22 protein-coding genes are annotated in these 21,426 nt (G+C 48.4%); 9 read left to right on the top strand and 13 right to left on the bottom strand.

All coding sequences use genetic code 11. The annotated features are described in order from the left end of the window. Positions 1–89 precede the first annotated feature (89 nt). The 3 genes from ACRRS1_RS21360 (at position 90) to ACRRS1_RS21350 (ending at position 3,049) form a co-directional block, all read left to right on the top strand. Positions 90–1,163 (top strand): TRAP transporter substrate-binding protein, encoded by a 1,074-nt coding sequence (locus tag ACRRS1_RS21360; RefSeq protein WP_432455496.1) that lies wholly within the window; start codon positions 90–92, stop codon positions 1,161–1,163. A 66-nt stretch (positions 1,164–1,229) separates the two neighbouring features. Further along, positions 1,230–1,730: a TRAP transporter small permease subunit gene (locus ACRRS1_RS21355; RefSeq protein ID WP_432455497.1), complete on the top strand. Its 501-nt coding sequence runs from the start codon at positions 1,230–1,232 to the stop codon at positions 1,728–1,730. A 26-nt stretch (positions 1,731–1,756) separates the two neighbouring features. Then, a complete protein-coding gene (locus tag ACRRS1_RS21350) occupies positions 1,757–3,049 on the top strand; it encodes a TRAP transporter large permease (RefSeq protein WP_432455498.1) in 1,293 nt (430 codons plus the stop codon). 179 nt (positions 3,050–3,228) lie between these two features. On the opposite strand, the gene ACRRS1_RS21345 is transcribed toward ACRRS1_RS21350, so the two are convergent. The 4 genes from ACRRS1_RS21345 to ACRRS1_RS21330 form a co-directional block, all read right to left on the bottom strand. Beyond that, the gene (locus ACRRS1_RS21345; protein ID WP_432455499.1) at positions 3,229–4,917 is read right to left on the bottom strand and encodes an NAD-dependent malic enzyme; all 1,689 of its coding nucleotides are present in this window, start codon (positions 4,915–4,917) and stop codon (positions 3,229–3,231) included. Between the two features lie 315 nt (positions 4,918–5,232). Then, positions 5,233–5,856, bottom strand: coding sequence for a tRNA-uridine aminocarboxypropyltransferase (locus ACRRS1_RS21340; protein WP_432460420.1), 624 nt, complete (start codon positions 5,854–5,856; stop codon positions 5,233–5,235). 81 nt (positions 5,857–5,937) lie between these two features. Continuing rightward, positions 5,938–6,723 (bottom strand): hypothetical protein, encoded by a 786-nt coding sequence (locus tag ACRRS1_RS21335; RefSeq protein WP_432460419.1) that lies wholly within the window; start codon positions 6,721–6,723, stop codon positions 5,938–5,940. Then, the gene (locus tag ACRRS1_RS21330; RefSeq protein ID WP_432460418.1) at positions 6,713–7,567 is read right to left on the bottom strand and encodes a LysR substrate-binding domain-containing protein; all 855 of its coding nucleotides are present in this window, start codon (positions 7,565–7,567) and stop codon (positions 6,713–6,715) included. The genes ACRRS1_RS21335 and ACRRS1_RS21330 overlap by 11 nt, the downstream gene beginning before the upstream one ends. 281 nt (positions 7,568–7,848) lie before the next feature. Here ACRRS1_RS21330 and ACRRS1_RS21325 point away from each other — a divergent pair, with 281 nt between their 5' ends. Beyond that, complete coding sequence (locus ACRRS1_RS21325) at positions 7,849–8,058, top strand: hypothetical protein (RefSeq protein ID WP_432455503.1); 210 nt, start codon at positions 7,849–7,851, stop codon at positions 8,056–8,058. Here the strand turns inward: ACRRS1_RS21325 and menE are convergent. The 9 genes from menE to ACRRS1_RS21280 form a co-directional block, all read right to left on the bottom strand. Continuing rightward, the gene (gene menE, locus ACRRS1_RS21320; protein WP_432468772.1) at positions 8,028–9,437 is read right to left on the bottom strand and encodes an o-succinylbenzoate--CoA ligase; all 1,410 of its coding nucleotides are present in this window, start codon (positions 9,435–9,437) and stop codon (positions 8,028–8,030) included. The genes ACRRS1_RS21325 and menE overlap by 31 nt on opposite strands. Before the next feature lie 96 nt (positions 9,438–9,533). Next, positions 9,534–10,097, bottom strand: coding sequence for a HupE/UreJ family protein (locus ACRRS1_RS21315; RefSeq protein WP_432455505.1), 564 nt, complete (start codon positions 10,095–10,097; stop codon positions 9,534–9,536). A gap of 12 nt (positions 10,098–10,109) precedes the next feature. Then, positions 10,110–10,754: an urease accessory protein UreG gene (ureG, locus tag ACRRS1_RS21310; protein ID WP_432455506.1), complete on the bottom strand. Its 645-nt coding sequence runs from the start codon at positions 10,752–10,754 to the stop codon at positions 10,110–10,112. Between the two features lie 31 nt (positions 10,755–10,785). Continuing rightward, positions 10,786–11,454, bottom strand: coding sequence for an urease accessory protein UreF (locus tag ACRRS1_RS21305; RefSeq protein ID WP_432460416.1), 669 nt, complete (start codon positions 11,452–11,454; stop codon positions 10,786–10,788). Then, entirely contained in the window at positions 11,454–11,900 is a 447-nt protein-coding gene (gene ureE / locus ACRRS1_RS21300; protein WP_432468773.1) for an urease accessory protein UreE, read from the bottom strand. Before ureE ends, ACRRS1_RS21305 begins: the two co-directional genes overlap by 1 nt. An 11-nt stretch (positions 11,901–11,911) precedes the next feature. Next, positions 11,912–13,618: an urease subunit alpha gene (gene ureC, locus ACRRS1_RS21295; protein WP_432455509.1), complete on the bottom strand. Its 1,707-nt coding sequence runs from the start codon at positions 13,616–13,618 to the stop codon at positions 11,912–11,914. Further along, positions 13,615–13,938 (bottom strand): urease subunit beta, encoded by a 324-nt coding sequence (locus tag ACRRS1_RS21290; protein ID WP_432455510.1) that lies wholly within the window; start codon positions 13,936–13,938, stop codon positions 13,615–13,617. Before ACRRS1_RS21290 ends, ureC begins: the two co-directional genes overlap by 4 nt. Before the next feature lie 35 nt (positions 13,939–13,973). Further along, the gene (ureA, locus tag ACRRS1_RS21285; RefSeq protein ID WP_432455511.1) at positions 13,974–14,276 is read right to left on the bottom strand and encodes an urease subunit gamma; all 303 of its coding nucleotides are present in this window, start codon (positions 14,274–14,276) and stop codon (positions 13,974–13,976) included. A 24-nt stretch (positions 14,277–14,300) separates the two neighbouring features. Next, a complete protein-coding gene (locus ACRRS1_RS21280; RefSeq protein WP_432468774.1) occupies positions 14,301–15,185 on the bottom strand; it encodes an urease accessory protein UreD in 885 nt (294 codons plus the stop codon). 390 nt (positions 15,186–15,575) lie between these two features. On the opposite strand from ACRRS1_RS21280, the gene urtA reads away from it, so the two are divergent. The 5 genes from urtA to urtE all read left to right on the top strand — a co-directional run bounded on the left by urtA (position 15,576) and on the right by urtE (position 21,328). Beyond that, the gene (gene urtA, locus ACRRS1_RS21275) at positions 15,576–16,871 is read left to right on the top strand and encodes an urea ABC transporter substrate-binding protein (RefSeq protein WP_432460412.1); all 1,296 of its coding nucleotides are present in this window, start codon (positions 15,576–15,578) and stop codon (positions 16,869–16,871) included. Between the two features lie 109 nt (positions 16,872–16,980). After that, positions 16,981–18,588, top strand: coding sequence for an urea ABC transporter permease subunit UrtB (urtB, locus tag ACRRS1_RS21270; RefSeq protein ID WP_432460411.1), 1,608 nt, complete (start codon positions 16,981–16,983; stop codon positions 18,586–18,588). A 3-nt stretch (positions 18,589–18,591) separates the two neighbouring features. After that, positions 18,592–19,800, top strand: a complete 1,209-nt coding sequence (urtC, locus tag ACRRS1_RS21265; RefSeq protein WP_432455515.1) for an urea ABC transporter permease subunit UrtC — start codon at positions 18,592–18,594, stop codon at positions 19,798–19,800. Continuing rightward, positions 19,793–20,551 carry an urea ABC transporter ATP-binding protein UrtD gene (gene urtD, locus ACRRS1_RS21260; RefSeq protein WP_432455516.1) on the top strand — a complete coding sequence of 253 codons (759 nt, stop codon included), beginning with the start codon at positions 19,793–19,795 and terminating at the stop codon, positions 20,549–20,551. The genes urtC and urtD overlap by 8 nt, the downstream gene beginning before the upstream one ends. A gap of 81 nt (positions 20,552–20,632) precedes the next feature. Beyond that, the gene (gene urtE / locus ACRRS1_RS21255) at positions 20,633–21,328 is read left to right on the top strand and encodes an urea ABC transporter ATP-binding subunit UrtE (RefSeq protein WP_432455517.1); all 696 of its coding nucleotides are present in this window, start codon (positions 20,633–20,635) and stop codon (positions 21,326–21,328) included. Positions 21,329–21,426: the final 98 nt, after the last annotated feature.

Raw genomic sequence — 21,426 nt, 5'->3', positions numbered from 1 at the left:
ATGATAACATTGTTGGTGCTCAATTCGTGAGCAGCGAATACTGGTCATACCTAAAATAATCAACGGATGATAAGGAAAGGGTGAATCACATGCTTAAGTCCCTCTGCAGTAAAACATTATTGGCTTCGGTCATTATTGCCTTTAGTTCCACGGCTTTGGCCGCAGAGAAAGTTTATAAATTAAAACTCGCCGAAAGCTGGGGGCCCAATTTTCCAGTATTTGGTGACGCTGTGAAAAACATGGTGAAAATGGCCGACGAGATGTCCAATGGGCGTTTAAAAATTCGGGTCGACTCCGCCAACAAACACAAAGCGCCGTTTGGCGTGTTTGATTTGGTGAAAAGTGGTCAATACGATTTAGGTCATTCCGCCTCTTATTACTATAAAGGTAAGGTCCCGAATACTCTCTACTTCACTACGATGCCCTTTGGTATGAATGCCCCTGAGCAACATGCCTGGTTGCAATATGGTGGCGGTCAAGCCTTGATGGATCAGGTTTACGCTGAGCATAACTTGCTGCCCTTTCCTGGCGGGAATACTGGAGTACAGATGGGGGGATGGTTCCGCAAAGAAATTAACTCGGTAGACGATTTAAAGAATCTTAAAATGCGTATTCCTGGATTTGCAGGTGAAGTATTGGCTAAGCTTGGCGCAACACCAGTGAATATTCCGCCCGGTGAGTTATATACCGCCTTAGAGCGGAATACTATCGATGCGCTGGAGTGGGTGGGGCCATCATTGGATCTGCGAATGGGCTTCCATAAAATCGCGCCCTACTACTACATGGGATGGCATGAACCAGCCACTGAGTTAATGTTTATCGCGAATAAGAAAAAGCTTGAAAGTTTACCGAAAGATTTGCAAGCGATCCTTGTGGTCGCGATGCGTAAGGCGGCTTACGACATGTTTATTCATTCCTATGCTGAAAGTGCCAAGAACTGGCAAACCATGTTGCAGGAGTATCCAAATATTCAAGTGAAGACCTTCCCGGTGACGGTGATTAAAGCCTTGAAGGAAGCCAATGATGCATTGCTCCAAGAGAAGGCTGCGAGCGACCCGATGGCCGCTAAGATAATTCAATCGCAGCAGCAATTTATGCAGCAAATACGAGCTTATACTGCCATTTCTGAGCAAGGTTACTTAAATAGTACCCAAGATTTGTAGTGGCTTAAGGCGCTGGCGGCAGTGGCGGCTAGCGCCTCCATCGACAAATTAAAGGGGAGGTGAAAGATGTTGCGTTGGCAACGAGCTATTGATGGTTTTTCTAAAGGAATTGCGTCTCTCACTGCGGTATTGATGCTGTTGATGCTGGTAAATATCTTTTATGACGTGGTGATGCGTTACTTTTTTCGCTCCAGTTCAATTGGTATGCAGGAGCTGGAATGGCACTTATTCTCGGCGATGTTTTTATTGGGAATTGCCTCGACCTTACAGGCCGAAGGACACGTGCGAGTGGACATTATCTATGACAAGTTATCTCGTCGTAAAAAGGCTTGGATAGACAGCTTGGGGGTGCTGCTATTGCTGTTACCATTCTGTGGGTTGATGGTTTGGTACGGATATGACTTCGCCTTGGAGTCTTATCATCTTGGTGAAATTAGTGGTGACCCAGGTGGCTTGGCTTATCGCTGGCTAATTAAAGCGATGATCCCTATTTCAGCGCTATGTGTCGCGTTAAGCGGCCTAGGCATGTTACTCAAAAATTTAATTCAGCTGCGAAATCAGCACTAACTCGTCGTCGCTAAAAGGAAGTTTTCATGATTGGGATTGTCATGTTTTTCGTAGCCTTATGCATGCTATTAACTGGTTTTCCGGTGGCCTTTGTTTTTGGCGGCGTGGCGCTGGTATTTGGGGTTCTTTCCGAAGGCTTCGAGCTATTTGCATTTATGCCCTTTCGTATCATGAGCATCATGCAAAACTCAGTATTAATGGCGGTACCGTTGTTCATCTTTATGGGGATCGTGTTGCAAAAAACACGTCTTGCTGAACAGCTATTGGAAGCGATGGGCCAGCTATTTGGAGGCGTACGCGGTGGTTTAGCGGTATCCACCATTCTAGTTGGCGCGTTGTTGGCTGCATCAACAGGCGTGGTGGGCGCTTCGGTGGTGGCGATGGGGGTTATTTCCTTGCCGGTGATGCTGAAATATAAATATAACAAGGGGCTTGCTACTGGCGTGATCTGTGCCTCGGGCACCCTTGGTCAAATTATTCCGCCGTCGATTATTTTGATTATTCTAGGGGATGTGATGGGAGTTCCGGTTGGCGACCTATTCAAGGCCGCATTAATGCCGGGAGGGGTGCTCGTTGGGGCATTCATTTTATATGTGTTGCTGATTGCCTTTCTCAAGCCTGAAATGGCCCCCGCTTTACCTAAGGATCAAGTTGCTGGGCATGGTCTCAAGCCTTGTTGGAAGGCCTTTAAGGCGATAGCTCCCCCCTTAAGCTTAATGATTGCGGTATTGGGCTCTATCTTCTATGGCATTGCTACGCCCACTGAATCTTCGGCGATTGGTGGTGTTGGCGCTGTTTTGTTGTCTTTGTTATATCGTCAGTTCTCTTGGAAAATTATTTATCAGTCGGCCTTGGAAACGGTTAACGTTACTGCGATGGTGTTCGCTATTTTCATTGGTGCGACGGCTTTCTCGATGGTGTTTTCCTACACCGGTGGCGAAGAGGTCATTGAGCAAGTGATGACCAGCCTTCCTGGAGATAAATGGGGATTCTTGATCTTAACGATGTTAGTCATATTGGTGCTGGGTTTCTTTATCGATTTTGTAGAAATATCGTTTATCGTGGTGCCGATGTTATATCCGGTTGCCGACCTGATGGGGATTAACTTAACTTGGTTTGCGATTTTGATCGCCATGAACTTACAAACTTCTTTTCTTACCCCGCCCTTTGGTTTTAGCTTGTTTTATTTAAAAGGTGTGGCTCCCCCAGCGATTAAAACCACCGATATTTACAAAGGTGTTATTCCGTTTATCGCGCTACAAATTTTAGTGTTGGTATCGCTACTTATTTTCCCCGAGTTTTATGGTTTTTCGGTTTAGCTGAGTTTGAGATGATTGGGCGGCGATTAATCTTTGGTGGTATTTTATTGGGAATAAAGTGATAACAATCCTTGGAAACATGCTGAATCAATCATCCGAAAGGCTCAGGAAGATTTAGTTTAACTCAAACCAAGTGCGAGCACTCAACAGCTTTAGAGACTGTTGAGTGCTTGCAAAGTTTAGAACGAAGTGCGCTTGTAGTGACGGTATTCTGGGCGCCAAAAGCTGGTTTCAATCGTCTGACTTAATACTTCATCAGAGATGGGGATTGCTAAACCCTGTTGCATGGCCGTTTTGGCGACCGCATAAGCGATGTGTTTGCTAACGATGCGAATTTCTTCGAGGGGAGGCAGCAAAGCCCCCTCGCCGTCATTGGCCAACGGTGAGCATTCGGCTAAGGCTCGGCTGCTGGCAATTAACATCTCATCACTGACTCGAGTCGCTTGACTCGCTAAGACGCCAAGGCCAATGCCGGGGAAAATGTAACTATTGTTACATTGGGCGATGGGGTAGCTCTGCTCTCCTAGTTTTACTGGAGAAAAGGGGCTTCCGGTCGCCACTAGCGCTTGCCCTTGGGTCCAACGAAGGATGTCTTCGGGAAGTGCTTCAACTCGGCTGGTAGGGTTTGATAAGGGTAATACGATGGGTTTTTCACAGTGCCGATGCATGGTTTCTATGATCGCTTGATTGAATACTCCCGGGGCGCCAGAGACGCCGATCAGCACGGTCGGTTTTGCGTGTTCGACCACATCGAGTAAGGATAGACTGTCACTGCTCAAGCCCCATAGTTGCTGCAGCTCGGCGGGTTGTGCCAGGCGCTGTTGAAAGTCTAACAGGTTGGGCATGTTGCTTTGCAGTAAACCCCAGCGATCGACCATGAAAACTTGGCTGCGGGCTTGTTGTTCACTGATCCCTTCTTCGATCATGGCGCGCACAATCGCTTCGGCGATCCCACAACCGGCTGACCCTGAGCCTACAAAGGTGATCCTTTGTTCGCTTAACGCCGAGTCGGCGGCTTTACAGGCGGCTAATAATGAACCGACGACGACTGCTGCAGTTCCCTGAATATCGTCATTGAAGCAGCACAATTGATCTTTATAGCGTTGTAAGAGTGGCATGGCATTTTTTTGGGCGAAGTCTTCAAATTGGATCAGAGCCTCCGGCCAGCGCACCATCACGGCTTGCATAAATAACTCAATGAACTGAGCGTATTCTTCGCCGCCGATCCGTTGATGACGCCATCCCATATACATTGGGTCATTCAATAGCTGCTGGTTGTCGGTGCCCACGTCCAATACGATGGGTAAGGTGTAGGCTGGGCTGATCCCGCCACACGCAGTGTACAGCGACAATTTACCAATTGGGATCCCCATGCCTCCGATGCCTTGATCGCCCAAGCCTAAGATCCGTTCGCCATCGGTCACCACGATAATCTTTACGTTGTGACGGGTGGCATTGTTCAGTAGTTCATCGATACGGTGGCGATTGGGGTAAGAAATAAATAGCCCCCGAGAGCGACGATAAATATTAGAGAATTGCTCACAGGCCGCGCCTACGGTGGGAGTGTAGATAATTGGCATCATCTCGCTGATATGGTCTTCGACGAGTCGGTAAAACAAAGTCTCGTTGGTATCTTGAATATTGCGTAGGTAAATATGTCGATCAAGATCATTGGTGAAACTTTGGTATTGTTTGTAGGCTCGTTCACTTTGTTCATCGATACTTTCGATGGCTTCGGGCAGTAGTCCCTCTAAGTTAAAGAAAATCCGCTCTTCTTGGCTGAAGGCGCTGCCTTTGTTCAGTAGTGGGGTTTCTAACAGTGCCGGTCCGGCATAGGGTAAGTAAAGTGGGCGTTTTTTATCATCCATATCGACAAGGTCTTTCGCTAAGCACAGAGGAATGGTTATTTTTTCACATTCTGCACGCTAGGTCATGGTTATTTGTATCGAATGTTAGCTTAATGTTGATCGAATGTGGGCTTAATATAGGCGAGCCGGCACCGCTAGTAGATTGGGAAGGCATAACGCTTGGTAAACCAAGTATTACAGCCTGAGCATCTAAAAGCGACAACCGACTAATGTAATTATAAATCACAGCCGCTAAATCGCCAGTCCAATGTTGCGAATATGTTAATTTAATGATGCTTGTCACTATTTGTCGCTTGGCTATCCGTTCCTCAGGATTTAGTAACGGGCTTGAACTTGCTGAGGCATCGCCTTGAGTTGTTGAGTCACCAGCGCTTCCAATATTGCGGAGAGTGGTCTAGGGTTGAATGCTTCGACTTGCTGTAAGGCATAGCCGATGGCTTCGATAGTGGAGAGTCCCTGTGCAATGGCGGTTTTACGTATTTTATATTGGCCTTGAGGCGGGCTGGTAAAGTGAAACTGGGGCAGAGCATGTAACCAAGGGTTGAGGTGCCAGAGTTTTTGCGCTTTACGCCAGGTGCCATCTAAAAATATCAACGTGGGATAAAGCGCAGGCGTATGGAGAGTGGTCTGCTGAGTGAGCGCCAGACACGCCTGTTGTTCGAGGCTTTGACTGTGCTCACTGGGGTAAATTAGCCAATACTGTTGTGGTTGTTGCTCTACTGCTTGGCGTAAGGCGGCGAAATCCTCGGGCTGCTCACCAGATATCAATTGCGCTTGCTCTAAGGCTAAACAAGCTAAGTGAGCAGTACCTTTGGCCTGCTTCTGTTCACTTGGGTGCTGTAAGATAATAAGCGGATGCTGATGCCGACAGTGTTGAATGTATGAGCATAAGCAGTGACTTTGTGGGCGTAAACAGCGGGCGCAATGGGGTCGACTCATGATCTCGATTGATGAATGTTGGAAATGGTTAATTATACCTATCTCGGCTTCAATTGGCATTGTCCGTTAGTGACGGCCCGTTTAAGCGACATCTTTCTGCTGCATCAAAAAGTGACGGAGGTCGCTCGGACAGTGCGCCGATAGATGAATGTATGTTGCTTGTTCGCCTAGCAGATTTGGCCAGGCTTTGAGGGTTCCTTCGGCTAAGCGTGATTCGACACTGATCTGTGGCAATATTGCCCACCCGAGGCCCGCTTGTAGCGCATCGAGTAGCAAGGTTTCACCCATAAACAGATTGCTTTGCTGTGGCTCCCTCATATCGAAAAGCTTTAAATGTGCGTCGAACTGCTGGCGATGATTCACTAGTTTGGGATGTGCCACTTTTACGAGCTGCGCTTGTTTCCAGGGGAATACTTCAGCTGCTGCATGTTGCTTGTTCGCTGAAAAACTAAAGTGTACCGAGTGTTGTTGAGAACCGCTAAAGCGGAGCTCCAATAGCGGATCATAACGATGTAACTGCTGTGCGAGTAAAGTTAACCAAGGGCTGGGAAACCAGGCTTGATAACTGATACTGAGTTGTAAACTTTTGGCCTGTTGCAAGTGCTGACAGTGTCGCTGGAGCTCGGCGTAACGACCCACAATTAGCTCGGCTTGTTCAACTAAGGCTAGGCCTGCGTGGCTTAATTGATAGAACTGACCGGTTTGTACAAATAGACTACAGGCCAGTTGCTGCTGCAGTTGTTCCAGTTGCTCTAGGATCCGCTCTGCGGGCAAAGCCAGCTGCTCGGAACAAGCATTGAGGTCGGCTTGCTTGGCTAAACAAACAAAGCTTTGTAAAGCGGCAAGGGTGGCGTGTTCATCCATCATAAGCGCTCAGTCCTAACAGGTTTAAGCAATGGGCGACCTGGCTGTCTCGTTGGCTGCTTAACCATAGTATTTCTATCTCTAATTTGGTTGGTGAAAAATAATTACTCAGATGTAATTCAATTAAGCTGCCATTACGAAAGCTCGCTTCTAACCAATGCCGTGGGGCAAAGGCCCATCCCATACCTAATACCAATAGATCATGAAGGATCTCGCGATGTTCCAGTTGCCAACAATTGACTCGGTTGAGTTGCAGTTCGATGGGAAGATGAGGTAAGCAAAGCTGGCGATGGCCTTGTAATTGTTCGACACTAAGTTGTTGGTGTTTACTCAAACTATGCCGTGCAGCGCAGGCGAGGGCTAAGCTAAGATTGCAGTAACGGCGCGAATGGGTTTTTACAGGTTTTTGCTGACGGGCAACTCGTAAGGCAATATCAATTTCCCCTTGGATTAATTGTTCAGATAGCTGTTGTGAGCCAAGTTGCACTAGTTTTAACTGTTGCAGCGATAGTTCGCTAATAAAGCGTGGATAGTAGTGCAATAGACTTTGACAAGGTACAAACTCATCTATTCCAATGATGATTTGTTGTGGCTGAATCGGGTGTTGTTGGTCACTGAGTAAGTTGTTTAGCTGAGAATGTAGTTGTTTCGCTCGTTGATAAAGTAGCTGCCCTTGCGAATTTAGGTTCTGGTAATCGCGATTAAACAACTGGCAGTTAAGCTGGCGCTCAAGTTCTATAAATAGTTGCTTGCGTTGAGTTGCGCTGGTTCGTTCAGGAAAATGGTGGCTTTGTTCGTAATATTGTACAAACTGACGCAGTAATTGGATGTTGGGGAGGGCCATCATTACTCGTTATGATTGGGAAGCCTTGTATAAGGCTAGCAGAAAATGATTGCAGAGTAAGCTGTTAGGATAAGCTTTCATCATTTTTGAACGCTGGTTTTTGTTTGTATCTGGAAGGCGGTGAAGCTGTTATTCGTGACCGGTAAGCTGATTTGCTCGCTTGTCTGTTGAATAAAGCTTGTCGGGGATCGCCAAGCGTGATAAATCTAAGTCGAGTGCAGCGCCGCTGTTTGGCGGGCGCGGGCACCAAGCGCTAGCGATTAATTTGGTTGTAAGGAGTGCTTATGAAAAGTGAAATCGATTTTGCAAAAACCGGTTTATTAAATCGTTATTTAGCTGAACGAGAGCAATTTTTGAAAGGGACTTGTTGTTTTGTTCCCGACAGTGAGATTAACTTGAAAGAACAGCAGCACAGCGCGCTGCAACATGCTTATCAACAATCTTGGATTACAATTTTTGAGTATCAACACTGGTCACAACAACTGGATTTGTGATTCGCTATCTTGGTTAATTCGCTGCGCGAGGGTTTCAGCGAATTGGTTTCTGGCAAAGCATAATAGGCTATCGGCAGTTTGATAGCCGCTAGTTGCCGCCGTAAGAATTGATTTAAGCGGTGGCTTGTCAAGCCGTTTGGACCGGCGATAAACGCTACTGGTCGCTGGCCGTACTCGGCGCTATCTTGTGCCACCACAATCGCCTGCCTAATTTGCGGGTGCTGCAACAAGGCCTGTTCGATTTCTTCTGGCTGGATGTTTTCACCTGCACAGATAAACATATGATTACTGCGACCTAAGGGATAAAGATTATCTTGCTGCATTCGCCCATGATCACCGCTGTTAAACCAGCCCTCTTGGTCGACGACTGGGCAAATCCTACCATTCTGCCAATAGCCGAGAAATAGTGTTTCGCCCCGTAGCAGGATTTGTTGTGCCTCTATTTTGGCTTGTCGGTAGGGCAGTAATTGATAGCCTCGCTGGCCTAATCGATGGTTGCGGGTGGCCACCTGTGAACTCATTTCGCTACTACCATAGGAGCTATAGACCTGAAATCCCCGCTCGAGCGCTGCATCGATGAGTCTATCATTGCAGGCTGCGCCGCCAATTAAGAGCGTGCTTAGCTGCAAATTGGCAGCGTTAAAATCGGGGCGCTGTAATAGCCGGTAAAGTTGCGTTGGTACTAAGGAGACATGGCTGGTGGCGCTGCTCACTAAGTCGGCATACAGTTGGCCCTTGTTCTGTGCCACGACGATCCCGGCCCCCGCTAATAGGCAACGCCATACAATGGCCTGTCCACCAATGTGATAAAGCGGCAAGGATAATAACCATTGAGATTGGGGCACCAGCGGGAGCATGCTGTGCGAACCCAAGGCACTGAAGTAATGATTTGTCCAACTGTGCACCACCGCCTTTGCTGGGCCACTGCTACCTGAAGTAAACACTATGCTTATCGCTTGGCTGGCTTGGATTTGGTCTGGCGAAATTGCCTTTAAATCTCTTTGCTGAGGATTAAATTCAACTCTTTGGCGACCGCTCAGTGTTGCTTGGCTATCAGTCCAATAGAACTTGGCATCAATTCGCTCGCTAAGGCTTTGCAGTTGACTCACTGGGTGATGGTGGTTGAGTGGGCAAAAAATATAGCCTAGTTCTAAACTGGCTAACTGTAGTAGCAACATGCGTAGCTGGTCATCACCAAAACAGCTGAGTCGGTCGCCTCGGCTAAGGCCTTGCCGACGCAGTTGTGCTGCGGTAACGCCCACCATTGCCTGTAACTGTTGATAACTATAGTGCTGTTCGCCAATACTCAGGGCCACCCGGTTCGGGTGTTGTTGGCAAGTCTGATGCAGCGGATGTTGCTGTAGGGGATCGCAATTCATGGCGGCATTATGCCGTACTTGGTGAGCTTTGTCGCCGCTAAGTCGATGCTTGGCGGCGAGTACCCAGTGCAGCAGGTTTGCTGCACTGGGTAAGGTTTAAGCGATTAAGGCTGAGATGCCAAAGAAGGCCGCTACGCTGGCATAGCCGCGCATCAACTTTAGACCATAGGGTGAACGTTGAACCAAGTTTCCAAGCAGATACCCCCCACAAATGATGGCTATCGAGCTGGCAATAAAGCCGGCAAAAAATAGCTTCACATCGGCGCTTGCTGGCACCTCATTACCATGCGCTGCACCATGAAGTGCGGCGACAATACAAACCGCAGCGGTCACTGCACTCGCCGAACTGGGCAGTAGCTTGGCCACTAATAGCGCCATCACTAACAGTGAAATGGCGAGACCCGTTTCCAGCATCGGTGGCACAAAACCAAAGCTGGCGACAACGGCGGCTAAAACTAAGGCGAACAGGCTTTGCATTAAGCTGAGCTTGAGTTTGCCCGTTTGACTGGCTAATAGACCAATAAGGCTTAAGGCGAGCAGGTGGTCAAGACCAGTCAGTGGATGTAAGATCCCCGCGCTCAAGCCATTATGAACGCCTTCATGGGCCAAGCTGGGGAAGCTGACCAGGGCGAGTAAACCAATACTAAGTAATTTTTTCATGGGAGATCTCCGTTAAAGGGTTGAATTGGCGAGGTTTGCAGAGCTTTCTTCTAACATGCCTTGCTCGATAATAAAGTTGATGATGTCTTGTAAACCTTGGTTGGTTTTGAGATTGCTAAAAACAAAGGGGCGTTCGCCGCGCATTTTTTTTGCATCGCGATCCATCACGTCCAGCGAGGCACCTACATAAGGGGCCAGATCGGTCTTGTTGATGATCAGTAGGTCAGATTTGGTGATCCCTGGGCCGCCCTTGCGGGGAATTTTATCGCCAGCGCTAACGTCAATCACATACAGGGTTAAGTCGCTCAGCTCTGGACTAAAGGTGGCACTGAGATTATCGCCGCCACTTTCTACCAGCACTAAATCTAGGCCTTGATGCCGACGGTTTAACTCGGCGATTGCAGCAAGGTTCATCGAGGCATCTTCACGGATCGCGGTATGGGGACAGCCACCAGTTTCAACCCCTAAGATCCGATCTTCGGCCAGTGCGTTGTGACGCAACAGAAACTGGGCATCTTCTTTGGTGTAAATGTCGTTGGTTACCACCGCTAGGTTAAAGCGGTCTTTCAGTTCACGACAAAGGGCGGTCAGTAAGGCGGTCTTCCCCGAACCGACAGGGCCACCGACCCCGACGCGTAAAGTTTGTTTAATGGTCATTTTATATCCTCGATTGGCTCAGTTTCGCCGATTAAGAGCGGAACAAGCGGCAGTATTGGGTTTCGTGAAGGGTGCTGGCCAAACTTAAGGCGGGCAGCGACCCGGTAATTTGTTCAAAGGGCAAAGCCAGGCCATAGGCGCGTGCGGGCGGCAACAAGGGTAGCAACTCGCTAAGTAGCTTTTGGCAGGCGGTTTGCCCGAGCGGTAGCGTTTTACCCGCCACCGCTAGTTGGTTTTCTAACCATGTCCATAGGTAGCCATCTGCCAAGTCGTTGAGTGGGATCTGCCAATGTTCACCAGCAACCGCAAACATACTGGTCCAGCTCATCGGTTCATCACTTAATGGCGCGATGATGTCGGCGTCGAGCTGTTGTAATAAAACGCGCAGCGCATTGCCCATTTGAACGTCTTCTAACTCTAATTCCCGAGTCTCTCGGCTGGCGATGAGTTCCAGATTAAGCTGTTCAAAGCGGCGGTAATCTTGTATCGACCAAGCTTGGTATAAGGCCGCGAGCATTGGGATATCCAGGCAGGCAAGGCCTGCTTCCAAACAGCCCTGGACCCAAGCTTTTAGCGCGGCGGGGTTAGTCACCCAAGCATTTTCGATGGCGTACTCCAAACCTTGCGAGTAGGCAAACCCTCCCACTGGTAAGCTGGGGCTTACCAGTCGCATGAGTTGCAGTTGCGCCATACTGGCCATTAGTGACTGTGTCCTGGTAAGTGGCTGTGATAGGCTCCTGTCTCGGGATCAAAGGGGCCTTGGTGTTGCTCCACCCGCAAACCGTACAATTCCACTAAATCTTGCAATACATGGTCGGGTTGAAAACGAACCCAACCCTCGCCAATTTGCAGAGGGGTATGGCGGTTGCCTAGGTGGTAACAGACTTTGGCGAACATCAATGGGTCATCGCTATAAGCGGTGGTGACCAGTTCATCGGCACTTCTAATTTCAACCACTTCACCATTGTCGGCTTCCAGCAGTTGACCATTTTGTAGCACCTGACCGCGTTCTAAGAAGAAGCCAATGTCTTGCTGGGCCTCGGTTTGCGCCTTGAACCGGGCCTTTTTGCGTAACTCGTAGCTCAATACCACACGGTGATGGACCGGACCATGGTAGTGATGGAGGGTTTGATACACCTTTAACATTCATTCTCTCCTTAAAATAAAAAGTAGCGCTGCGCCAGTGGCAGTTCGGTTGCAGGTTCACATTCCAGTAATTGGCCGTCGGCACGAACTTCATAGGTTTGTGAATCTACTTCCATATGGGGTTGATAGTGGTTATGCACCATGTCTTTCTTGGTGATGTTGCGGGTATTTTTGCAAGCTACCAAGCGACTCTGTAACCCGAGGGTATCCTGTACCTTGGCGTCCAGCGCCGCTTGACTGACAAAGGTGACCCTCGTTTCGCTCATGGCCTTGCCATAGGCGCCAAACATCGGCCGGTAATGAACCGGTTGCGGAGTGGGGATTGAAGCATTGGGATCGCCCATCGGTGCCGCAGCAATTGCCCCACCTTTGATGATGAGTGAAGGCTTTGCGCCAAAGAAGGCTGGTTTCCATAACACCAAGTCGGCTAACTTACCCACCTCCACCGAGCCGACTTCGTGGGCAATACCATGAGTAATCGCTGGGTTGATGGTGTACTTGGCGACGTAGCGTTTAGCGCGGAAGTTGTCGCAGCCTATAGCTTTATCTTCTTCGAGTAAGCCGCGTTGCTGCTTCATTTTATGCGCGGTTTGCCAGGTTCGGGTAATCACTTCGCCGACCCGCCCCATGGCCTGTGAATCGGAAGCAATCATCGAGAAGGCACCTAAATCGTGCAAAATATCTTCAGCAGCAATAGTTTCTTTGCGGATCCGTGAATCGGCAAACGCCACGTCCTCTGGGATTGACGGGTCGAGGTGATGGCATACCATTAACATGTCCAGGTGCTCATCCACGGTATTTACCGTGTAGGGGCGAGTTGGATTAGTTGACGAGGGTAATACATTGTCTAAACCACAAGCGGTAATGATATCGGGGGCGTGACCGCCACCGGCGCCTTCGGTGTGGTAGGTATGGATCACTCGGCCTTTAAAAGCGGCGAGGGTATCCTCTACAAAACCCGACTCGTTTAGGGTATCGGTATGAATGGCCACCTGCACATCGTAGTTTTCGGCCACGGTTAAACAGTTGTCGATAGACATCGGGGTGGTGCCCCAGTCTTCGTGAAGTTTGAGCCCCATGGCACCGGCAACCAGTTGTTCTTCTAGCGGGCGCGGTAAACTGGCGTTACCTTTACCTAAAAAGCCTAGGTTCATGGGAAAGCTGTCAGCCGCTTGCAGCATTTTACCTAAGTGGAAAGGCCCCGGAGTACAGGTAGTGGCATTGGTACCTGTGGCTGGTCCGGTGCCGCCACCTAACATGGTGGTGGTGCCAGACATTAAGGCTTCTTCGATTTGCTGCGGGCAAATAAAGTGAATATGAGAGTCGACTCCGCCAGCAGTTATAATTTGTCCTTCACCGGCGATCACCTCGGTACCGGCACCAATTTCGATATCAATATTATCTTGAATATCCGGATTGCCAGCTTTACCAATGGCCTGAATGCGACCTTCTTTAATCGCGATATCGGCTTTAACAATGCCCCAATGATCAAGGATCAAGGCATTGGTAATCACCGTATCGGGTACCATCGCACAGCTGGCTTGGCTTTGCCCCATGCCGTCGCGGATCACCTTACCGCCGCCAAATTTCACTTCGCTACCATATTGGGCGTAATCTTTTTCGACTTGAATGATGAGTTCGGTATCGCCTAGACGCACCTTGTCACCTAGCGTTGGGCCAAACATCTCGGCGTAGGCGCGTTTATCCATCTTGCTCATGCTTGCTCCTTGGTATCTAAGGCACCCATTACTTCACCACGAAAACCGTAGACTTCGCGTTTACCACTTAAAGCAACCAGTTCTACTTGGCGACTTTGTCCGGGTTCAAAACGGACTGCGGTGCCTGCTGCAATATTTAGTCGCATGCCAAAGGCGGCCTTACGGTCAAAATGCAGGGCTGGATTGGTCTCGGCGAAGTGGTAATGTGAACCCACTTGTACCGGGCGATCGCCGCTATTGGCAACATCGATGCTAGTGGTGGCTAAGCCTTGATTGAGCTCTATCCAACCATCTTCAATAATTAGTTCTCCAGGTATCATCTGTCGTTCCTTGTTGTTGGTGCTAGAGGCCATGCCTAAGGGATCGGGTTATGCACAGTGACAAGTTTGGTGCCATCGGGAAAGGTGGCCTCAACCTGCACTTCAGGGACCATTTCTGCGATGCCATCCATCACTTCATCGCGGCTGAGCAGGGTTCTTCCCCAACTCATTAATTCGGCGACGGTTCGGCCTTCGCGGGCACCTTCGACGATTTGCGCTGAAAGATAGGCAACGGTCTCTGGATAATTGAGTTTTAGGCCTTTGTCTTTGCGTCGCTCGGCAACCAAAAATGCGGTGAACAGCAGTAGCTTGTCTTTCTCTCTTGGTGTTAATTCCATATTTGCCTCGTAATTTGTGAGTAATTAGGTATTCCAAATGCGTGGTGCTATGGCTTCTCGGCCTAGGGTACATGGGCGGATCAGCGCCCATGCTGCTTCAAATTGCTGACGCACGGTTTCGGCCTGATCGCCTAAATAACGCAAGATAATTAGGCCTCTGACGAGGGTGATCCCCAGCTGTGGACAGCTAAGATGCTCCCGTAAAAGTTCTAATAGTTCGGTTTGCTTGGCCTCACTGAGCTGGTCAACGGTGGCTAGCATACAAGCATAGACATGTTTGCTTGCCAGCGCCGCTGGATTGTTGGCACTCACTGCGTTATGAATACGAGTATTCTCGATTAATAGTGGACGCTGCTCGCGATAAACCTTAATCGATTGCAATAATTCACCATGATCAAAGTCTTCATCGCTGGCTTTACGGCCTAAACAGGTGATTTCCCAGGCAATTAATTGGGCATTGCCATGTAGCTTAAAGTGACTGTCTAAACGGCCTTGAGCGCCATTAAACACGATGGTTTCCGGTGGTAGCCATTCCAAACTGCTATTGGTTTGTAGGTGAAACAACTGTTGTTGACTCTGTTGCTGGCGAGCAAGATTGGAGCGATACAGTTTGCCAGAGGCGGGAGTGGTGAGTAAGACCTTACTGCCTTCGGCACATGCTACGTTCATATGTAACTGGTCACCAGCCACTAAGCCCCCAGGTGGGTGCAATAAGTAAACGTGGCAACAATCGTTTGCTTGCCGCTCAGGGTGAAACGGTCGTTGCACCCGTAATGGGCCAATACTCTGGTTTAAGGTTAAGCGAGTCTTGGCCGCAATTGGCGCAAAACCTAGCTCGAGTTTGGCTAGCCAGCCTTGCTTAATTGGCGCCGGAGTACTGCTGTGCTTGACTTGAGTAAGCTGACTCACATCATTCCTTTTTAGCTAACTAGTTGTTTTTGACCTTATTTATTTAGATAAATACAGCAAGAACCAAACCAGCTTTTCTTGTACTAAGCAGCACTAGCTTGAATGCGTATTGGTCACAAATTCTTATCCTGATTGTGGATCTTTATGGTGCGAGCGCATTTTTTTGGTGCAATAGATGAATACTTATTAGTCACTAAAATATTCTGGTGCATGTTTTTGAGGCAAATGTTCGATTCTTGTGCATTAGGATCTTGTGTTTCGCTTTGTCTCTGGGATTAACTGATTGTTTTATAATGATTTTGGTTGGTTGGCATGGTCAGTGCTGCAGTTCGACTAGCAATGCATGAGGTATCGCATGCTTTAAAAGCAACAAAAATAGGGAATATAGCAATGACACAACACAATACATGGAAGAAAATAGCCACAGTCGCCAGTGGCGTAGCTTTAGCTTTTTCAATGAGCGCAGCTCAGGCAGCAGATACTATCAAGGTCGGAGTCTTGCACTCCTTGTCAGGCACCATGGCGATCAGTGAAACCACACTGAAAGATACCGTGCTGATGATGATTGACCAACAAAACAAAAAAGGTGGCTTGTTAGGCAAAAAACTGGAACCGGTGGTGGTTGACCCTGCATCTAACTGGCCGTTGTTTGCCGAAAAAGCACGCGAATTACTGGACAAGGATAAAGTGGATGTAATTTTTGGCTGCTGGACTTCAGTGTCGCGTAAGTCGGTGTTGCCTGTGATTGAAGAATTGAATGGCATGTTATTCTACCCGGTACAATATGAGGGCGAAGAAAGCTCTAAAAACGTATTTTATACAGGGGCCGCGCCTAACCAGCAAGCAATCCCTGCCGTGGATTACTTGATGAGTGAAGAAGGAGTTCAACGTTGGGTATTGGCCGGTACCGACTATGTTTACCCACGCACCACCAACAAAATTCTAGAAGCTTACCTCAAGTCTAAAGGGGTCGCGCCTGCTGACATCATGATTAACTACACGCCTTTTGGTCATTCCGATTGGCAAACTATCGTTTCTGATATTAAGAAATTTGGTGGCGCAGGTAAAAAAACCGCGGTGGTTTCAACCATTAATGGTGACGCCAACGTGCCATTCTATAAAGAGTTAGCCAACCAGGGGATATCGGCTGAAGATATCCCTGTGGTGGCTTTCTCGGTGGGTGAAGAAGAGCTGTCTGGTTTTGATACCACTCCTTTGGTGGGTCACCTAGCGGCATGGAATTACTTCCAAAGTGCTGAGAGTGAAGCCAACGATGAGTTTATTGCCGCGTGGAAAGCCTATACCGGTGATGACAAACGCGTGACCAATGATCCTATGGAAGCGACTTATATCGGTTTCCAAATGTGGGCAGAAGCGGTTGAAAAAGCTGGCACGACCGATACCGATGAAGTCCGAGAAGCGATGTATGGTATTACCGTACCGAATCTCACTGGTGGATATGCCGTGATGAATACCAACCATCATCTGACCAAACCAGTGCTAATTGGTGAAATTCAAGCCGATGGTCAGTTCGATATCGTATGGCAAACCATGGGTGGTGTGATTGGCGATGCCTGGACGAACCATCTTCCTGAAAGTGCCCTGTTAGTTGCTGATTGGACCGCGCCAATTAGCTGTGGCAACTTCAATATTAAGACCGGCCAATGTTCAGGCCAGAACTATTAAGTCGGTTCGCCTGAACAGCTAAGCGCCTCCGGTGCTTAAATGAAAGGCGCGACTGAATTGCTTCGGTTGCGCCTTTTTTAATTGTTATCCATAGAAAGTAGGGATTGTTTTGAGCATATACATATCTCGTTTCTCCGCACTGTTGTTGGCTCTTTTATTCAGTAGTGCTTTGTTTGCAGCACCAGCCAGCGATTGGTCACAGACCGTGCAGACTTTAACCACCAAAAAAAACACCCAGAAGCAGCAAGCGATTGAACAGCTTATAGAAACTACCGATCCACGGAATAGTTTAATTTTTCAAAGTCTGTTAGACGCTAACTTGTACTACATCAAATCAAGCAAACAAGTGGTTATCGCTAAGCAGAAAGGTAAGCAATATGCCATTACTTCGGTAATTGATGGCAGTGATTTAGGCTCCCTGAAAAAAACGGCAATTAAGAAAATTACCGTGAATAACAAAATTCGCCGTCAACTGCGCAATGGTTTGGCGTTGGTCGGCTTGAATGCAGAGACCAGCGAGCAGCGCATTGCGGCGATCCGCTCGCTAATGAATGACGCAGATAGCTCATATTCTGGGCTCATCGAAAAGCGTATGGTGCTGGAGCAAGATCCGGCGGTGATCGCCAAACTTAAAGAAATGCAGGCGATCATTAACCTGCAATTTGCCGATCTATCGGCGCGTGCCGAGGCTGCCGAACTATTGTCTGGTCAGTTAGATCCTGCCTCACGTAATGTACTGGTAAAACAACAAACAATTGAAAAAGACGCCAAGGTGCTGGCCGCGATTAACGAGTCGATAGCGACCAACCAGCAGTTATTGCAACTGAATAGCGTCGCTGAAAATATCTATTTTGGCTTGAGTTTGGGGGCGGTGTTATTGCTGGCTGCGGTTGGCCTGGCGATTACCTTTGGGGTGATGGGCGTGATTAACATGGCCCATGGCGAAATGATCATGCTCGGCGCCTATACCACCTATGTGGTGCAACAGTTGATGCCTCATCATATCGAATGGTCGCTGTTGGTGGCGATCCCAGCGGCTTTTGTGGTTTCGGGGCTGGTGGGGATTTTGATCGAACGCGGGGTGATCCGTTTCTTATATGGTCGTCCGCTAGAAACTTTGTTGGCGACCTTTGGTTTAAGTTTGGTTCTACAGCAGGCGGTGCGCAGTATCTTTGGCCCTTTGAACCAAGCGGTGATTACCCCACAATGGATGAGCGGTTCGTTGGAAATTAACGGCGTGTTGTCGCTGACTTATAACCGCCTGTACATCATTATTTTCAGTTTTATGGTGGTTGCCCTGTTATGGACCATTTTGCGCAAGACCTTTTTCGGTCTGCAAATGCGGGCGGTGACGCAAAACCGAGCGATGGCCAATTCAATGGGGATCCGCTCGAGTTGGGTGGATGCCATGACCTTTGGCTTGGGCTCGGGCATTGCTGGTATTGCTGGAGTGGCCTTAAGTCAGTTGACCAATGTTGGCCCGAATTTGGGGCAAAATTACATTATCGATTCCTTTATGGTGGTGGTATTTGGCGGTGTGGGTAACCTGTTTGGTACGGTGATTGGAGCTCTGACCTTAGGGGTTGCGAACAAGTTAATGGAACCTTTTGCTGGCGCAGTCTTAGCCAAGATTTTGGTGCTGGTTTTCATCATTCTGTTTATTCAAAAGCGTCCTCGAGGTTTATTTGCCTTGAAAGGTCGTACGGTGGAGGACTAGTTCATGCCGAAGTCAGTATTAGTTCGATTTTTAGTGAAAGACAAAGTTGGCAACGCCATGTTGCTGGCCTTGTTATTGTCGGCGGTTTTAGTGCCCTTCATGAGCCTGGCACTTAGCCCGGAAAACCCACTCCATCTTAGCTCTTATTGGGTTACCCTGTTAGGCAAGTATCTGTGTTATGCCTTGCTCGCGCTGGCGGTGGATTTAGTGTGGGGCTATTGCGGCATCTTAAGTTTGGGGCACGGTGCATTTTTTGCCTTGGGTGGCTACGCCATGGGTATGTACTTGATGCGACAAATTGGCGACCGTGGGGTATACGCCAACCCAGAGCTACCAGATTTTATGGTATTTCTCGATTGGTCGGCGTTGCCTTGGTACTGGTTTGGTTTTGATTGGTTTCCCTTTGCCATGTTAATGGTGTTTTTAGCACCGGGTATTTTGGCCTTTATTTTTGGTTACCTGGCTTTTCGCTCCCGAGTGACCGGCGTGTATTTGTCGATTATTACCCAGGCCCTGACCTACGCCCTGATGTTGGCATTTTTCCGCAACGACATGGGTTTTGGTGGTAACAACGGCTTAACCGATTTTAAAGATATTCTTGGTTTTAGTTTGCAGGCGGAGAGTACCCGTGCGGTATTGTTTGCTTTGAGTGCGTTGGCATTAGCGCTGGCTTATCTGCTTTGTCGCTGGATTGTTAATTCCAAGCTGGGGCGAGTATTAATTGCGGTGCGCGATAGTGAAAGCCGGACGCGCTTTATCGGTTACCGGGTGGAACGTTTCAAATTGTTTGTATTTGTGGTTTCGGCGATGTTAGCGGGGGTTGCGGGGGCGCTGTATGTGCCACAGGTTGGTATTATTAACCCTGGCGAATTTGCACCGCTCAACTCGATTGAGAGCATTGTTTGGGTGGCAGTAGGTGGTCGCGGCACTTTATTTGGCGCCATCTTTGGCGCACTGTTGGTGAACTTTGGTAAGTCTTGGTTTACGGGCGCTTTCCCCGAGCTGTGGTTGTTTTTCTTAGGCGGTTTATTTGTGGTGACGACTTTGTGGCTTCCCAAGGGCGTCGTGGGCTTATATGCCAGTATTAAGGCCAAGTTCGCCGCTCATTCTGCGCGAAAGCCTGTAATGACAACTTCCGATAGTCAAGCAAACGCACAAGCTAGCCCAACAGCTAAATCGGGCAAAAAAAGTGAAGGAGTGGTGAATGCGTAGCGTACATATTCCTCAAGACACAATCTTATATGTGGACGGTGTCAGCAAAAGCTTCGACGGCTTTAAAGCCTTGAATAGTTTGTCGTTGATCCTTGAGCCGGGTCAAATGCGGGCGATTATTGGCCCCAATGGCGCGGGTAAAACCACCATGATGGATGTGATTACTGGCAAGTTGCGTCCCGATGAAGGCTCGGTATTTTTTAATAATGATGTGGACCTGACTCAATATGATGAAGCTGAAATTGCTAATTTGGGAATTGGTCGTAAGTTTCAAAAACCGTCGGTGATTGAAAATCTCTCGGTCTTTGAAAATCTTGAATTAGCCCTCGCTGGGCATCGAGGGGTGTTTGAATCCTTGTTGCATAAACTCTCCAGGCGTGCTCATAAAACCATTGACGATACGCTGGCCTTAATCCGCTTAGCCGATAAACAAGATTGGCAGGCAGGCTCGCTGTCGCATGGACAAAAACAGTGGTTGGAAATTGGCATGTTAATTATGCAGGAACCGCAGTTGTTACTTATCGATGAACCGGCTGCTGGGATGACCGATGAAGAAACCGCTTTAACCGCCGAGTTATTTAAACAACTGGCCAAGAAGCACTCGCTGGTGGTGGTTGAACATGACATGGATTTTGTAAAAGCCCTCGATTGTCCGGTTACGGTATTACATGAAGGTTCGGTATTAGCTCAAGGCACTCTTGAGCAGGTACAGCAAAACCAGCAAGTGATTGAAGTTTATTTAGGGCGCTAGGAGGTCGTAATTGATGTTGGAATTTTGTCAATCAGGCTGCCATCACAGTGCCGCCAGCCAAGCGTTATGTAAGGTGGATAAATGTTAGAACTTTCTCAAGTGAATAGTCACTATGGCGCTAGTCAGGCGCTATACAGTGTGGATTTGAACGCTGAAGCGGGCAAGATCAGCTGTGTACTGGGTCGTAATGGGGTGGGCAAAACCACCTTGCTGAAGGCGCTGGCGGGCCAACAAGCAATTAGTGCCGGTCGCATCATGTTTAACGGTAAAGATATTAGTAAACTGTCGGCCGCACAGCGTGCCAAGCAAGGCATTGCCATTGTGCCGCAGGGGCGCGAAATATTTGGTCAGTTAACGGTTCTGGAAAACTTGAAAACTGGTTTTTCGGTGCTGCCGAAGTCGGAACGTTTTATTCCCGATGAAATTTTTCGTTTGTTTCCAGTATTGAAGCAAATGCTCAGCCGTCGCGGCGGTGATTTATCGGGCGGGCAGCAACAACAACTGGCGATTGCTCGGGCCTTAATTATGCAGCCAAAGTTGTTGATGCTCGATGAACCTACTGAAGGCATTCAGCCTTCAATTATTAAAGATATTCAAAAAGTACTGGCGCTGCTGCGCGATCGCGGTGAAATGGCGATTGTATTGGTAGAGCAGTACTTTGATTTTGCGGTGGCTTTGGCCGACCATTACACCGTACTCGATCGAGGTAATGTGGTCTTGCAAGGTCGTAAAGAGGACGTCGATGAGGCGGATGTAAAACGTTGGATGAGTGTTTAAGTTTTTAGCCACTTTAAGCGACACTGATCAAGCCGCTCTATTGAGTGGTTTTTTTGTCGCTATTGTTTGGCCTAACGTTACGCTTGGAGCTTGATCGT

The organism is Agarivorans sp. Z349TD_8, from assembly GCF_050870825.2.
Classification (GTDB): Bacteria; Pseudomonadota; Gammaproteobacteria; order Enterobacterales; family Celerinatantimonadaceae; genus Agarivorans.
Note: the sequence above shows the minus strand (reverse complement) of the source record. Positions and strands in the feature narration are given on the sequence as shown.

Coding starts and splice junctions, on each gene's coding strand:
- ACRRS1_RS21360 (WP_432455496.1), top strand. CDS start 90: ATGCTTAAGTCCCTCTGCAGTAAAACATTATTGGCTTCGGTCATTATT.
- ACRRS1_RS21355 (WP_432455497.1), top strand. CDS start 1,230: ATGTTGCGTTGGCAACGAGCTATTGATGGTTTTTCTAAAGGAATTGCG.
- ACRRS1_RS21350 (WP_432455498.1), top strand. CDS start 1,757: ATGATTGGGATTGTCATGTTTTTCGTAGCCTTATGCATGCTATTAACT.
- ACRRS1_RS21345 (WP_432455499.1), bottom strand. CDS start 4,917: ATGGATGATAAAAAACGCCCACTTTACTTACCCTATGCCGGACCGGCA.
- ACRRS1_RS21340 (WP_432460420.1), bottom strand. CDS start 5,856: ATGAGTCGACCCCATTGCGCCCGCTGTTTACGCCCACAAAGTCACTGC.
- ACRRS1_RS21335 (WP_432460419.1), bottom strand. CDS start 6,723: ATGATGGATGAACACGCCACCCTTGCCGCTTTACAAAGCTTTGTTTGT.
- ACRRS1_RS21330 (WP_432460418.1), bottom strand. CDS start 7,567: ATGATGGCCCTCCCCAACATCCAATTACTGCGTCAGTTTGTACAATAT.
- ACRRS1_RS21325 (WP_432455503.1), top strand. CDS start 7,849: ATGAAAAGTGAAATCGATTTTGCAAAAACCGGTTTATTAAATCGTTAT.
- menE (WP_432468772.1), bottom strand. CDS start 9,437: ATGAATTGCGATCCCCTACAGCAACATCCGCTGCATCAGACTTGCCAA.
- ACRRS1_RS21315 (WP_432455505.1), bottom strand. CDS start 10,097: ATGAAAAAATTACTTAGTATTGGTTTACTCGCCCTGGTCAGCTTCCCC.
- ureG (WP_432455506.1), bottom strand. CDS start 10,754: ATGACCATTAAACAAACTTTACGCGTCGGGGTCGGTGGCCCTGTCGGT.
- ACRRS1_RS21305 (WP_432460416.1), bottom strand. CDS start 11,454: ATGGCCAGTATGGCGCAACTGCAACTCATGCGACTGGTAAGCCCCAGC.
- ureE (WP_432468773.1), bottom strand. CDS start 11,900: ATGTTAAAGGTGTATCAAACCCTCCATCACTACCATGGTCCGGTCCAT.
- ureC (WP_432455509.1), bottom strand. CDS start 13,618: ATGAGCAAGATGGATAAACGCGCCTACGCCGAGATGTTTGGCCCAACG.
- ACRRS1_RS21290 (WP_432455510.1), bottom strand. CDS start 13,938: ATGATACCTGGAGAACTAATTATTGAAGATGGTTGGATAGAGCTCAAT.
- ureA (WP_432455511.1), bottom strand. CDS start 14,276: ATGGAATTAACACCAAGAGAGAAAGACAAGCTACTGCTGTTCACCGCA.
- urtA (WP_432460412.1), top strand. CDS start 15,576: ATGACACAACACAATACATGGAAGAAAATAGCCACAGTCGCCAGTGGC.
- urtC (WP_432455515.1), top strand. CDS start 18,592: ATGCCGAAGTCAGTATTAGTTCGATTTTTAGTGAAAGACAAAGTTGGC.
- urtD (WP_432455516.1), top strand. CDS start 19,793: ATGCGTAGCGTACATATTCCTCAAGACACAATCTTATATGTGGACGGT.
- urtE (WP_432455517.1), top strand. CDS start 20,633: ATGTTAGAACTTTCTCAAGTGAATAGTCACTATGGCGCTAGTCAGGCG.